Origin of the sequence: Sporosarcina sp. FSL K6-6792 (assembly GCF_038004885.1) — a bacterium.
Classification (GTDB): domain Bacteria; phylum Bacillota; class Bacilli; order Bacillales_A; family Planococcaceae; genus Sporosarcina; species Sporosarcina psychrophila.
The window spans coordinates 49,492-63,212 of sequence record NZ_JBBOSA010000001.1 but is presented as its reverse complement, the minus strand read 5'-3'; the positions used below and the strand labels follow the sequence as shown (position 1 = coordinate 63,212).

Sequence of the window (13,721 nt, the reverse complement as noted above, 5' to 3'; positions counted from 1 at the left end):
CCCCCTATGCAATCTCGCTCGGTTTTCTTAAACGCTCATGAATAATGTAAGCAGCATCTTTACCTTGCTGTGCAGCTGTTACCACCATTGCTTCCCCTTGGCCATTACCGAACACGACATCTCCACAGGCAAACACTTTGTCATTCGATGTTTGCATAGTCGTTTCGTCAATGTCTACAACTCCATTCGTATGTTGTAATCCAAACGCTTCAATGAGTGAGACAAAGCGCGTTTGTCCAATTGCTTTAATGACCGCGTCCACCTCTATAACAAACTCAGATCCTTTGATTACTTCAGGTCGTTGCCTGCCGTCTACACCCGCCTCTCCAAGTTTCATCTTGACGCATTCAAGTCCCACTACTTTCCCTGCCTCATCACCGATAATTTGTTTCGGCGCTGTCAGCCACTTAAATCCAACGCCATCCTGCTTGGCAAATTCATATTCAAACTGATAGGCAGTCATCTCTTTTTCTGTTCTTCTATAGAGAATGTCTACCTGCTCCGCACCTAGTCGCACAGCACAGGTTGCACCATCGATAGCTGTGTTACCAGCACCGATGACCGCAACACGTTTACCGATTAAGTCCTCTGTCAGTGCACCCATTTTCGTGTGCTTTACAAACTCAATAGCATCATGAACGCCAGCTAGTTCCTCACCTTTAATACCAAGATTAGGCACGGCCCCCATACCAACCGCTAAAATAACACTGTCATATTGCGCTAAAATTTCTGAAGCAGAAATATCCACGCCTACTGTTGTGTTTGTTTTAATGTCAACACCAAGCTTTACAACTTGCGCCACTTCCCAATCCACTACATCATTCGGTAATCGGAATGACACGATGCCGTAGTTGCCCAAGCCACCCGCCTTTGCTTCTGCTTCAAAAATTGTGACACTATAGCCAAAGCGACTAAGCTCACGTGCTGCCGATAAACCAGCTGGACCAGCGCCAACGATCGCTACCTTTTGTCCATTTGATTGACCTTTTTTAAATAGCTCGACGTCTGATTCCATCGCCCAATCTGTTGCATAACGTTGCAAATGCCCTATTTTAATAGGCTTTGTCGAGGAATTTAACACACATGCACCTTCACATAATTCCTCGGTCGGGCATACTCGCGCACAGCTTGCACCAACCGGGTTGGCCTCCATAATTGTCATGGCCGAACCTTTCATATTACTGGAAGCAATTTTTTTGATGAAATTCGGAATTTGAATACTTGTCGGACAAGCTGTAATACAAGGTGCGTCATAGCAGTACAGACAACGATTAGCCTCTTCTTGTGCTTCATTTTTTGTCATCCTGCTAGTCATTTCCACAAAATTCCGTTCGAGTTGCGAAGTCATTGAAACATTCCTCCTCATGGATTGATGTTTACACGTTGATTGTTTGCGCGATCGTCGGTTGTAGTGCACGCTTGATATATCGGCCATTGCCTAATGCTCCTACAAATTGTTTGTTTTTAATGACGTATTCTCCACGCACAAGTACACTGATTGGCTCTCCAGTCACTTCCCAGCCCTCATACGGGTTGTAGTCTACATTCATATGATGGGTATTCGCTGAAATTTCACGTTTTACAGTAGGATCAAAAATTACGATATCCGCGTCAGAACCAATAGCAATCGTTCCTTTTTGTGGATATAAGCCGAAAATTTTTGCGGCACTTGTCGAAATCATATCGACAAAGTCATAGATGGAAATTCGCCCTTTCGCCACACCTTCAGAAAATAAAATGCTGAAACGATCTTCGATAAACGGTCCACCATTTGGTATTTTAGAAAAGTCATTTAACCCTAATTGCTTTTTCCCGTTAAAGCTAAATGAACATTGGTCCGAACCAATTGTTTGCAGTTGCTTGGCTTTTAACGCATTCCACAAATGCTCTTGATGATATTTCGGGCGAAGTGGCGGTGACCAAACATATTTCGCTCCCTCGAAGCCTGGCTGTGCTAACGCTGACTGATCGAGCGTTAAATAAGGTGGACATGTTTCGCCATACACGTCATAGCCCTTTTCACGCGCTGCGATAATTTCATCCAAAGCCTCTTTACACGTCACATGTACAACATACAGCTTGGCACCTGCGATATGCGCTAGTTCAATGGCCCGTTTCGTCGCCTCACCCTCTAATTCCGCGGGACGTGTCAGTGCGTGATAAATTGGCGCCGTCTGACCAGCTTGCTTCGCCTCCTCAACTAATTCATCGATGACTGAGCCATTTTCACAGTGCACCATGACAACAGCGCCAATGTCTTTTGCAATTTTAAAGGCTTTGAACAGCGTACGGTCTGTCGCCTGGAATTCTTTCGCGTAAGCCATGAACACCTTGACAGACGTAATCCCTTCCTGCTCTAGTAACAACGGTAACTCGGCCTCTGTTTCAGGCGTTAAATCACCAATCATTAAATGGAAACCGTAGTCAATGGCTGATTTGCCCTTTGCTTTTACATGCCACTTTGCCACAGCCGTCGCAAGTTTTTCTTCACCCGCAGATAAGCAAAAATCTAAAATAGTCGTCGTCCCACCAAATGCTGCTGCAACTGTTCCCGACTTCCAATCATCGTCTGTCACCGTGTTGTTGAACGGCATATCCAAATGCGTATGCGGATCAATTCCCCCAGGCATCACGTATTTACCCGTAGCATCTACAATTTCCGCTCCATAAGCTGATAAGTTTTTGCCGATTTGCACAATTTTTCCATTCTCTATTAAAATATCTGCCTCATACATATCTGTTGCTGTCACAATAAGTCCACCTGTAATCACTTTTTTCACACTACCCTCACCCTTCGATTAATTAATGTAAAGTTTGTCAATATCCATTAATACGCTAGCTCTCCACCGTGGAGGGGTGGTAATTTCCGTCTAGCTGGGGTCGTCCAACCTTCACTCCAATCAACCCGCATTCTAATGATATGCAGTTTAATCCAACGTCATCTCTAACTTTTAGTGATGAACCAATATGCTAGCGAATTATAGTATTTCAGCCTGCACTCATCATGAGTTTAGTGTGTATTTTTCGCCCATGCTGAACTTCTTTTGTAGTGTCAACACGGTTTCCAGTAACACGTCTGCCCCCTTTGCACAGTCTTCAAATGTTGTTTCTTCCTCCTCGCAATGACTTTTCCCCTTGATACTTGGAACAAAAATCATTGCCGAGGGGATGAAGCTCGCGATATACTGTGCATCGTGCCCCGCCCCGCTGAACATACGTTGGAAGGAATAACCAAAGTCATGGCATGATTTTTCCACTTCATTGCAAATAGCTGCATCAAATAATACGGTCTCCCGCCCCCATAGCTTGACCGGGCTAATGTGGCAACCGCTTTCCTCTGAAGCTAGACCTGTCAATAGCTTTTCTACTTTGAGCATCACCGCTGGATTTTGATGACGCGAATCCATGGTAAACACTACTTCGTTAGGAATGACTGTATGAATATTAGGTGCCACGTGCATACGCCCAAATGTGAACACAAGCTCTTCGTCGATTTTACCTAGCTGCTCATGCAAAGATGAAATTATACGAGACGCCACAATCATCGGGTCTTTACGCATCGACATTGGCGTTGTGCCAGCGTGATTTGATTCACCTGTCACGGTAATTTCATAGCACACCATGCCTAAAACGCCTTCTACCACCCCAATGTCACGTTGCTTTGCTGCTAATACCGGTCCTTGTTCAATATGCAGCTCAATATATGCAAGGGCTTCTGTTAAGCGATTTCCTTGCTCCCCCGCGTAGCCACTCGCCTGTAATGCTTCTTGAAAAGTAATACCATTTTTATCGATAGATTCTAGCATTTTTTCTTTACTGAATTTTGAAGCAATGACACCGGAACTCATCATCGCCGGATCGAAGCGCGCACCTTCTTCATTCGTAAAATTCACAAGCATTAATGGGATCTCGAGCTCAATGTCGTTTTCCTTTAACGTTCGTATCGCCTCTATTGCGGTTAAAATACCTAAGACACCATCAAACCTGCCACCTTTTTCAACCGAATCTAAATGTGATCCCATTACGATGGGTGGGCACTCTTTTTTTCCTGGTAGAATCGCATAGATATTTGCCATATCGTCTACTTGAATATCCATGCCTAACTCTATGCATATTTCACAAAAATAGTCTCTCGCTAATACATCCTCTTTTGAAAGGGACAAACGGGTTACGCCTCCATTGGCAGTTGCACCAAATTGACTAAATTGTTCAATTAACCCCTGTAATCTACTACTATTACATTTATACATATGCAAGTCCTCTCTTTCACAGTAATAAAATAGTGGTTGTATACGAAAATTCTAAATTAATAGTTATCGGTAAGTGGTTGTTTATGACAATCATAAAATAGAAACTATTTGGAAGATATGGATATAAAACTAAGAAAGTATGTGCAAGTGCACAATATTTATGGTACGTTATTTGTATAATAAGGGGGGCTGTTATGGGAACGATTGGCAAAATCCTAGAGGGAGCTCTATTCCCGATGCTGACATTAGTAGCTGGAGAAAGCGGTTTGTATCGAAAAGTTTCAGGTATTAACGTAGTAGAAAGCATTGATTTAATCACGTTTTGCCGACCAAATGAATTAGTTGTGACAACAGGCATTAACTTTCCACACCAAAATACATCCTTAGAACAACTCGTTAAACTGGCGTACACTAAAAAAATAGCTGGTATTATCGTGAATACGGGACCTTATATTCCTGACATTTCTGAATCGGTCATCTCGTTTGCCAATGAGCATGAATTGCCCATTTTTCAAATGCCTTGGGACCGCCGTGTAGCCGACCTTTTAAAAACGACATTTCAATTTATCGCCACCCACGAGCAAGAACAATCCACCGAAGACCAAGTCCTTTACAACTTACTGTTTCATTACAAACAGCACGTCGATTCCACAAGGCAAAATTTAACCCAACTTGGATTTCCACAAGGCGCAGAATTGGCCATCATCACTTGTACAACAACAGATGCACGCAGTAGCATTGGCCGTTACGAGGTCCTCATTCAGTTCGCATTCCAAAATAGATATAAACGTTTTTTAAGACTCAAGCACAAAAACCACCTCATCTTTCTCATCAATCGAACACAAATCACTACATCCAATAGTCCTTTCTCAAAAACAGTTGAAGACATCTACGACAAAATCACCCAGAAAAACGGAAGCTTAAATGTCATCATCGGCAAAGGTAATTTTTATGAAGACTACGAAAATATCCATAAAAGCTACGAGGAATCACTCACTGTCATTCAATTAGCACAGTTGCATAACAACCGCTTCTTATACAAATATAAAGAAATTGGAGCCTATAAAATTATTATGGGTGTGCAAAACCGGACATTAATTGAATCTTTTAGCCAGGATATACTTGGGCAGCTTTATCGATATGATGATTTACACAACACCGATTACGTGTCTTTTTTACGTATTTTCCTTGAAGAAAACGGCAGTACGAGCAAAATTAGTGAACGTCTATTCATTCATCGCAACACTGTCCTATATAAAATCAAAAAAGTTGAACTGCTATTAGATATGGACGCCACCAACCCTTTTACAAAAACCAATTTGTATATGGCCTTTTTAATAGAAGATGTGTTGACGCATCAATAATTATGCGTGATAGGAGGACACTATGAATGAATTTCCACTCACTGTAGCAGATGTACTGACGAAAAAGTTATTCAGTAGCGCGAATCTTCTTGCTGGTGCAGAGGGGCAACTCAATATCATCAAATGGGTGCATATCGTCGAAACTATGGATGCTGCAAAATTATTAAAGGGCAATGAATTAATTTTGACGACGGGTATTCATTTGAAAAACAATGATGATGACTTCCATCACTTTATTCACCAATTAATAGCATCCAAATCAGCTGGGCTGTGCATTGAGCTCGGTAGCGTCATTCAAGAAATTCCTGATTGCATACAGCAACTGGCGACGGACTACCAATTCCCTCTCATCATCTTTCATCAGGAGGTAGCCTTTGTCGAAATCACACAAGAAATACACAGTATCCTCATCAATCAGCAATATGGCATGGTGAAAAACCTAGAGAACTACGCACAGCAAATTAATAAATATACACTGACCGCCAACAATTACGAGCAAATTTTAATGCACCTCTATAAACATCTTGGCTTGCAGGTCATCTTTACATTTAATGGGCAAAAGCCTGTGTTTATTCCTAATATTCAGCAGGACAAGTATGATAAGATGCAACAACAGGCAAGCCCTGATTATATGGAAAAACATGTTATTCGCTGTGAGGTGAATATTTTCAACCAATATTATGGGGAGGTTTGTTTGTTTTCCCCACAGCGCGTCGTCAATGAATACGATGCACTGATTTTAGATCGCACGGTTATTGCACTTTCACACTATTTATTGCGGGTTTTGTATAGCGAGGAAAAAAAGGCTGTGGAGGATCGTGAAGTTCTAGAGCAATGGCTGAATGGGTTATCCAATACGGAGGAATTAACGCATTTCCTGCAAGACCATCATGCAGATATCACGACAAGTAATTGGCTGGTCATGATTCATCAAATCCACAAAAGCAAAAGCAGTGACTTAACGTACTATAAGCTGTTTACGCGCAATATTTTAGAGAAGTTAGATTTCTATCCGTTTATCATAGAAAAGCAACAACAGCTTATTTTTATTTTAGCGAATTTACATGCGCAAGAAACATATAAGCAACGTATCGAACAAGCCATTACACAAATCCATGACAATCAGCAAAAATATAAATATGGTGACTTTAAAATTTCAGTCGCTGTAGGAAAATACGTGACTCATTTCCAAGCTCTCAATACTAGCTTTCTAACAGCCAAAGACACCTTACACATTCGATGGAAAGATCCACAGCTTTCGTATTTTTACGAGGATTTACACCTCCATCATTTAATTTTGCAATTACAAAAAAATCCATATATTATGGACATGATGACCGAATATATACAGCCCGTTATTGACTATGACCGCAAGCATAGCAGTAAATTAGTCGAAACGTTAAAAGTATATTTACACACCAATGGTCAAAAAAAAGACACTGCCGAACGCCTGTTTATCGTTAGACAAACACTGTACCATCGTTTGGAAAAAATTGAGCAGTTGCTAGGCTCAGATTTTATGCAAACAGAAAAGCGATTAGCACTAGAGTTAATACTGTTTAGCTACAACTAACCATTCTCTTCACTCACCTTATGTGAAAAGCAACAGCCTATTTATTTTACATTGTGTATAATGCTATTTTTACCGAAAAATCGGATAATAGATTTATAGCATGACACTAGCGTCGCATTATTTCTACCCACTCGCTCTAAATACTCAAAATATTCATTAATTTAATTTTTGCAAACTAAAAAGTCTTTCATAATGGATAAAGCCAGCTGGTACCCTTCCAAATCCAGATGAAAACGAACTTGTCGCACAAGTATAATTGTATATAAAAACCAAATGGATGGAATCACCTCTATTGAAGTGTTTCCCTTTTTGGCTCTGAACTGTGAAATTTAATAGAGTGAATTTTCTGCCTGTATTTATGCAACGCTAGTGATAGCATGATGATAAATGAAGGAGTGATGATGCTCGATGACGAATTTAACGAGTCAAAATTGGCAAGTAAAAGATGAACAATATGTATGGCATTCCATGAAGCCCTACAACCCAAATGCGACGACAATCATTCAGAAATCGAAGGGCGCTTGGATAACGGACATTGATGGGAAACGTTATTTAGATGCCATGTCTGGTTTATGGTGTGTGAACGTGGGCTACGGGCGAGAGGAACTCGCCAAAGTCGCTTACGAGCAATTACTGGAAAATGCCTATACTCCTCTATCCGTTGGGCACATCCCTGCCATTCAACTGAGCGAAAAAATCAGCGAATTATTAGGCGATGATTATGTAGTGTTTTTCTCTAATAGTGGTTCAGAGGCGAATGAAGCCGCCTTCAAAATCGCACGTCAATACCATCAGCAAAAAGGTCATACAAATCGCACCAAATTTATTTCCCGCTATCGTGCCTACCACGGCAATACAATGGGGGCATTAGCGGCAACAGGGCAAGCACAACGCAAATATAAGTACGAACCGTTAGCACCTGGTTTCCTCCATGTTGCACCACCAGATGCCTACCGTGCAAACGAAGATCATATTACAGAGCCAACTGCCCTACCTTCTGTTCAGGCAATCGATAATGTCATGACTTGGGAATCATCCGAGACGATTGCCGGCGTAATACTTGAGCCTATTATTACCGGTGGCGGCGTGATTATGCCCCATGAGGACTATTTGCGTGGGGTAAAAGCTGTTTGTGAAAAGCATGGGGCCCTGCTCATTGTCGATGAAGTAATTTGCGGCTTCGGTCGTACAGGCAAAGCATTTGGCTTCCAAAACTATGGCATTCAGCCGGATATTGTCACAATGGCAAAAGGCTTAACAAGTGCTTATATGCCGTTATCTGCTACAGCTGTGCGTCGCGAAATTTATGAGGCTTTCAATGGGAGTGAGGAGTACGACTTTTTCCGCCACGTCAACACATTCGGTGGTTCTCCAGCAGCTTGTGCGGTTGCCCTCAAAAATATCGAAATCATGGAAAATGAAAATTTATTTGCTCGCTCAGAAGAAATGGGCGCAATAATTCATGCGGAACTACAAGAACGCTTAAAGGATCATCCAAATGTCGGCAACATCCGCGGGAAAGGCTTACTGATTGGCATTGAGCTTGTGAGTGACAAAAACAGCAAAGCGCCACTTGATGTAACTGCTGTCAACAAAGTCATCGCTTTATGTAAAGAACAAGGGTTAATCATCGGGAAAAATGGTGTCACGGTTGCAGGCTTTAACAATACGTTAACTCTCGCTCCACCACTGATTATTTCATTAGCAGAAAAAGATGTGATTGTTGAAAAACTTACGCACGCTTTAAATGAACTACTGCAAAAAGCGTAAAACACAAGGGGGAAATGAATGTATGGTAACAAATACAGAGGTAAAAGAACTAGGGCATTTTATTAATGGTGAAATCGTTGCAGGCACAAGTGGTCACTTCTCAGATGTTTTCAATCCGAGTTTAGGGGCAGTGATTGCACGCGTCCCTATTGCAACGAAAGAGGAAGTGCAAAGCGCAATTGCAACAGCTAAAGCAGCCTTTCCGGCATGGCGCGCCCTATCGATTGGCAAACGCGTTGAAATTGTCATGAAGTTTCGTCAATTGATGACCGCACGTATGGATGCGCTCATCGACATCATTTGTATCGAAAGCGGGAAAACAATCGAGGATGCCAAGGGTGAAATCACACGTGGTTTAGAATCCGTCGACTTAGCCATCAATGCCCCTCACCTATTAAAAGGTGAGTACTCCGTCAATGTTGGTGGGAATATTAATGCTTATTCCGCAAAAGCACCACTCGGCGTTGTTGCAGCGATTTCCCCATTCAACTTTCCAGTGATGGTGCCACTTGCCATTACAACTATGGCGGTCGCAGTCGGCAATTCCGTCATTTTAAAGCCGTCCGAGCGCGTGCCCTGCTCCGCATTATTTTTATCGGAACTCTGGAAAGAAGCGGGTTTACCCGATGGTGTTTGGACAGTCATCAATGGCGACAAGGATGCGGTCAACGAGCTATTAGAAAACCCTGCTGTTGAAGCCATTTCGTTTGTCGGCTCCACAGCTGTCGCTGATTATATTTACACAACCGGTTCAAAATACGGCAAGCGCGTTACGGCATTAGGTGGCGGTAAAAACAATATGATTGTCATGCCAGATGCAGATTTAGAACAGGTCGCAAACGCATTTTTAGGCGCGGCCTACGGTGCCGCTTCCCAACGCTGTATGGCTATTTCCACAATCATTCCCGTTGGCGAAGAAACAGCGAATAACCTTGTCAAAGTACTGGCTGATAAAATCGCAAAATTAAAAGTAGGGCCATACACAGATTCAGACGTTGATTTTGGGCCTGTTATTACAAAGCAATCAAAGGACGCGATCATTGGCTTTATCGACCGTAGCCTAGATGAAGGTGCTACACTCGTATGCGATGGTCGCAATCCAGACATCGCTAAAAATTCCAATGGCTTCTATCTAGGTCCTACCCTATTAGATAACGTCAAACCTGGCATGGAAATTTATGAGCAAGAGGTATTTGGACCTGCTCGTAATGTCGTTCGGGTAGATTCATTAGAGCAAGCAATCGACTTAATCAATGCACATGAGCTCGGTAACGGTGTGACAATTTTCACAAATAACGGAGCGGCCGCTCGCAAATTTACAACGGAGATTGACGTCGGCATGGTTGGGGTAAACGTACCAATTCCAATTCCTGTTGGTTATCATAACTTTGGCGGTTGGAAACGCTCAAGATTCGGTGAGGGGCATATGTTTGGGCCTGACCAAGCCCGCTTCTTCACCAAGACCAAAACCATTTCAGAAAAGTGGTTTGAAGAAAACAGCGAATCCGCGGCAACATTTGCTTTTCCAAGTAACAACGACTGATGGTTTGCGTGAAAAAACTACTATTATATGTTGACATAAAGAATCCACTCAACAACGCTTGAGGCGCCTTCGCTGGAGATTATATAAAATCATTAGTTCAACATATATAGTCATTCAAAAGTCATTGAACTGATATACTCCCCATTAGATAGACAGATGAAAGAAAAAGATCTGTTTAAGCTAGGGGGAGTATTTTTTATGGCTCGATGTACCCCGATACACATCCAGACATCCCGTTAATCATAATAGAAGTCATTCAATCCATAGCACTCCAAAAGCACAACTATACAAGTAGCGGCAAGAGAGAGATCAAGTTAGTTACACTATATATGTTGAACAAATGAATTGGGCGGCTGCTTATATGTTGAACAAATGAATTGGGCGGCTGCTGAAAAGTCTGATACATGAAATGAAATAGAACTACTACCAATGCCGCTTCGACGCTTTGTGGATGCCTCCCTCGATAAGCCAGAAAGAAAGAGTATTTCATTATCTATGAAGAAATCTGCAGCCTGGATTGCGTCTTTCTTGAATATAATTAGTATGAAATAGTAATCACATTAAAGTCTCGGCATATACATTTCAAACTCACATTTCTCTCGATAATGAACAACCTAGCGCAGGCGCGGCAAAGGTATCCTCAAAGCGCCAAGCGTTCTATAATCCACACCCCGAATTAAAACTCTCTCCATATTGAGCGCCACAGTAGATTCAATGGGATTCATTAATTCAACATATTTAATTAAGTTTGGTTAATCATCAGACGTGTTGATTAATACAAAAAATAACACCGGAATCCCGCCGAGGTTTGGTCGATGGATTTCCGGTGTTTTCTATTAAATAGAATGAGATGTAAGTCTCTCACATTTTATTTCTTCATATCACATGTGCTAACTGCTACAGAATCATGACTATCTGCTTCTGTCATTAAGTTTTGGATGTTCTTTTTTCTCTTTAAACCGTTTCCAAACAATAAGTGGTATCAAAAGCAACGAAAGGTACATGCCGAGAAAGCCTAAAACAGCATAGCTTGAGTAGGCTACAATGATTCCTGACAATATACTGCCTGCAGTTCCAGCTAAAGCCACCCACACATCAACGGAACCTTGTGTTTTTGCACGTGTTGTCATATCAGTTGAATCGATGATGATTGCTGTTCCGCTGATTAAGCCGAAATTCCATCCAAGTCCTAGCATTATCAGCGCAATCGTCAACCAAACGAGGGAATCACCTGGAGAAAAGGCTGCTAGTAATCCCGCAATTGATAACGTGACACCCGAAGCAATGACCATCACTGTACGACCGAATTTATCGACTAATAGACCTGTACCAAGCGATGGCAAATACATCGCCGCAATATGTAGACTAATCACCATTCCAACGACCGTCAGTCCAGATCCATGGTTTTGCATATGGATTGGGGTCATTGTCATGATTGCAACCATGACGAGATGAGACAAGACGAGAACCATCGCACCGACAAAAATACCGATTCGGTTTACTTTACTCTGTCGTGTTTTATTTACTGTTGTAGTATTTGAATCAACTTGTCTTTCCTGCTTTACCGCAATTGCTCTTGCAACTAGAAATGGATCAGGACGCAAATAGAAGAACAACGTTAGTCCAGCTACGAGGTACGCCGCCGCTGCTAATATGAATGGCCCCGCTAAAGCTGGTATACCTAGCGTCATTGCGAAGTTCCCCATCGGTGTCACTAAATTAGGTCCCGCCACCGCACCTATCGTAGTTGAAACCATTGCGATGCTAATGGCAGTCGCACGCTGCTTGTCACTAGCCAAATCTGTTCCGGCGTAACGCGCCTGTAGATTCGTCGAAGTCCCTGCACCATAAACAAATAGCGAAATAAATAATAACAACACATTGTCCATAGTCGTTGCGAAGATGACACCTATCGCACCGATTCCACCTGTGATAAACCCAAGTGACAACCCGTACCGACGACCAAAACGCTGCGAAATCCTGCCCACTAAGAACGCTGCAAGCGCAGATCCAAGTGTAAACAATGCAGCCGGCAACCCTGCAAAGCTGGCAGTTCCTAACATATCCCTAGCAATTAATGCCCCCACAGTAATCCCAGCTGCAAGCCCCGCCCCACCAAAAATCTGGGACATCACGACAACGAATAGCGACCGCTTATAAAGCTTTTGTTGTGCTTCAATTGAATCTACATAGTGTGCTAGCCCTAACGAGTCCTTTTTTCTCATATGGAAATCCCCCTTTACCAACTCAAAGAAACCAATAGTACCAAATTTAAGGGTAGTCATCTAGCATACTATCCGTGACTTTATTTTAACACCCCCGTACACTACAAGGGATTTATATAACAAATCATCTATTTATGTGATTCAATATCCCATTTGATGGTTTATTGTGCTATTAAAAAATCCCGCTTTGGTACGCATTATGAAATGGCGTAGCGGGTGAAGTTGTTATTTGTTATTTGTTTGTGCTTGGTCTTGCGCTATTAAGCTGTTTTTTGTGCGCAGACACTTTATTTTTGAGTACGGTACAGGATTTTTTATTTTACTCAATCAAGAGAATCTTACAGGACTTCAAGCGCAAGTTGTTGTAATAATACACTATGCAAAGCTAGTGGACACCCCACACTTATTTCAACGCCCCAAAAAAGCATCGATTATAGCACCGATAATTTCTATTTTCATTTCAGGAAATAACGTACTATTTTTTATTTCCTTAACACTAGTTCTTTCAATTTCGTGGCATTTTCCTTGTCCATTGTACCGTAAGTATTTTCAACCCTATCAATAATTGTTGCCGTTTCATTACCATCATTAAACCAAATAAAGTATTCAACTAATTTTTCAGTCATATGTTTATCAACACTGAAAAATAAAGTTACTTTTACATCTTCTCTTCTATCCATCTCAGCTTTTACATTTTGTTGCCATTCAATTTGGTCAAACATCACCCTCGACAAATCCACAATATCTTTATCGGTAATCATTACCGCTTCGTCATAGCTTTCATCAGATTTCACCAATTGAACATCAACTCTAGTTAATTGTTTCACATTCACTTTACTTAGTTTTTCCTCATTATTGCTACAGCTTATCAAAAGCAAGGTAGATATTAAAATGATGGTAAGGGACTTAATCATTTTTTTCACAACGAACACCTCCTATTTCAGTATGTAAAGATTTAATTACATTCCTGTTGCATTAATATGTGCGTGAAATTAG

At 41.7% G+C, this 13,721-nt stretch carries 9 protein-coding genes; 4 read left to right on the top strand and 5 right to left on the bottom strand.

The annotated features are described in order from the left end of the window. Positions 1-4: 4 nt before the first annotated feature. From MKZ26_RS00255 to MKZ26_RS00245, 3 genes are all read right to left on the bottom strand, one after another. On the bottom strand, positions 5-1,348 hold the full coding sequence (locus tag MKZ26_RS00255; protein ID WP_340763707.1) for an NAD(P)-dependent oxidoreductase: 1,344 nt from the start codon (positions 1,346-1,348) through the stop codon (positions 5-7). A gap of 28 nt (positions 1,349-1,376) precedes the next feature. Next, positions 1,377-2,780: a dihydropyrimidinase gene (hydA, locus tag MKZ26_RS00250; RefSeq protein WP_340763705.1), complete on the bottom strand. Its 1,404-nt coding sequence runs from the start codon at positions 2,778-2,780 to the stop codon at positions 1,377-1,379. A gap of 222 nt (positions 2,781-3,002) precedes the next feature. Next, a complete protein-coding gene (locus tag MKZ26_RS00245) occupies positions 3,003-4,250 on the bottom strand; it encodes a Zn-dependent hydrolase (RefSeq protein WP_340763703.1) in 1,248 nt (415 codons plus the stop codon). A gap of 194 nt (positions 4,251-4,444) precedes the next feature. Between MKZ26_RS00245 and MKZ26_RS00240 the strand changes: the two genes are divergently transcribed. The 4 genes from MKZ26_RS00240 (at position 4,445) to MKZ26_RS00225 (ending at position 10,500) form a co-directional block, all read left to right on the top strand. Next, on the top strand, positions 4,445-5,614 hold the full coding sequence (locus MKZ26_RS00240) for a PucR family transcriptional regulator (protein ID WP_340763700.1): 1,170 nt from the start codon (positions 4,445-4,447) through the stop codon (positions 5,612-5,614). 22 nt (positions 5,615-5,636) lie between these two features. Next, positions 5,637-7,187 carry a PucR family transcriptional regulator gene (locus tag MKZ26_RS00235; RefSeq protein ID WP_340763699.1) on the top strand — a complete coding sequence of 517 codons (1,551 nt, stop codon included), beginning with the start codon at positions 5,637-5,639 and terminating at the stop codon, positions 7,185-7,187. 408 nt (positions 7,188-7,595) lie between these two features. Further along, the gene (locus MKZ26_RS00230) at positions 7,596-8,957 is read left to right on the top strand and encodes an aspartate aminotransferase family protein (protein ID WP_340763697.1); all 1,362 of its coding nucleotides are present in this window, start codon (positions 7,596-7,598) and stop codon (positions 8,955-8,957) included. A gap of 22 nt (positions 8,958-8,979) precedes the next feature. Next, complete coding sequence (locus tag MKZ26_RS00225; protein WP_340763695.1) at positions 8,980-10,500, top strand: CoA-acylating methylmalonate-semialdehyde dehydrogenase; 1,521 nt, start codon at positions 8,980-8,982, stop codon at positions 10,498-10,500. Positions 10,501-11,411: 911 nt separating this feature from the next. On the opposite strand, the gene MKZ26_RS00220 is transcribed toward MKZ26_RS00225, so the two are convergent. Both MKZ26_RS00220 and MKZ26_RS00215 read right to left on the bottom strand, forming a co-directional pair. Then, complete coding sequence (locus MKZ26_RS00220) at positions 11,412-12,725, bottom strand: MFS transporter (RefSeq protein ID WP_340763693.1); 1,314 nt, start codon at positions 12,723-12,725, stop codon at positions 11,412-11,414. Between the two features lie 482 nt (positions 12,726-13,207). Continuing rightward, positions 13,208-13,648 carry a hypothetical protein gene (locus tag MKZ26_RS00215; protein WP_340763691.1) on the bottom strand — a complete coding sequence of 147 codons (441 nt, stop codon included), beginning with the start codon at positions 13,646-13,648 and terminating at the stop codon, positions 13,208-13,210. Between the last annotated feature and the right edge of the window lie 73 nt (positions 13,649-13,721).

Coding starts and splice junctions, on each gene's coding strand:
- MKZ26_RS00255 (WP_340763707.1), bottom strand. CDS start 1,348: ATGACTTCGCAACTCGAACGGAATTTTGTGGAAATGACTAGCAGGATG.
- MKZ26_RS00245 (WP_340763703.1), bottom strand. CDS start 4,250: ATGTATAAATGTAATAGTAGTAGATTACAGGGGTTAATTGAACAATTT.
- MKZ26_RS00240 (WP_340763700.1), top strand. CDS start 4,445: ATGGGAACGATTGGCAAAATCCTAGAGGGAGCTCTATTCCCGATGCTG.
- MKZ26_RS00235 (WP_340763699.1), top strand. CDS start 5,637: ATGAATGAATTTCCACTCACTGTAGCAGATGTACTGACGAAAAAGTTA.
- MKZ26_RS00230 (WP_340763697.1), top strand. CDS start 7,596: ATGACGAATTTAACGAGTCAAAATTGGCAAGTAAAAGATGAACAATAT.
- MKZ26_RS00225 (WP_340763695.1), top strand. CDS start 8,980: ATGGTAACAAATACAGAGGTAAAAGAACTAGGGCATTTTATTAATGGT.
- MKZ26_RS00220 (WP_340763693.1), bottom strand. CDS start 12,725: ATGAGAAAAAAGGACTCGTTAGGGCTAGCACACTATGTAGATTCAATT.